Here is a 549-nt window from a genome sequence, read left to right as displayed (position 1 = left end):
CCGTCCTGCACCGCGAACGAGCGGGCGGTGGGGGAGGCGGCCTCTCCGGTGAAGACCGTGGCGCCGTGGAAGAGGGTGGTGCGGGACAAGGCGGGGTCGCTTTCGTCGTGCGGTTGGTCCGGCGCAGACACAGGAGGCCGAATGCGCTGAGGCTATCCCAGGCCAGCACTTGAAGAAGGCGGAGAAGGTCGGTGCCGATCTGCCGGGTCACTGGCGGATCGCGCGTTTGCGCGGAGGCCCGATAATGGGGCTCTCCGCATTTGAGCGGGGCGTGTGCTGATTTCATGCTGCTGGTCTCTGCCCTCGGGTGAGGGCGATGTGGACCATGATGCGCCTTCGGTAGTTGTCCATGTTGGTGAAGCCGCATCCGACACGCTTGGTTTGCTTGATGATCCGGTTGAAGCCCTCGGTGCGGGCGTTGGTCACGTCCTCGGTGAGCGCGACGAGCACCGCTGGCCACCAGGTGTCGATCGTGGTCGCCAGGCGGCTGGTTTCCTCCATGTCGGCGCGGGCGGCGGCGTCGTAGAAGTCGTACAGCCTGCGCCGGAT

The 549-nt window shown here is 66.3% G+C and carries 1 protein-coding gene; it reads right to left on the bottom strand.

What is annotated here, in order from left to right; all coding sequences use genetic code 11:
- Positions 1 to 282 precede the first annotated feature (282 nt).
- A partial coding sequence (locus IG178_RS25045; protein WP_193215278.1) for a transposase occupies positions 283 to 549 on the bottom strand: 267 nt, incomplete at its 5' end.

It is taken from the genome of Neoluteolibacter marinus, from assembly GCF_014904755.1.
Lineage (GTDB): Bacteria > Verrucomicrobiota > Verrucomicrobiia > Verrucomicrobiales > Akkermansiaceae > Haloferula > Haloferula marina.
This window is presented reverse-complemented; position numbering and strand designations above follow the sequence as displayed.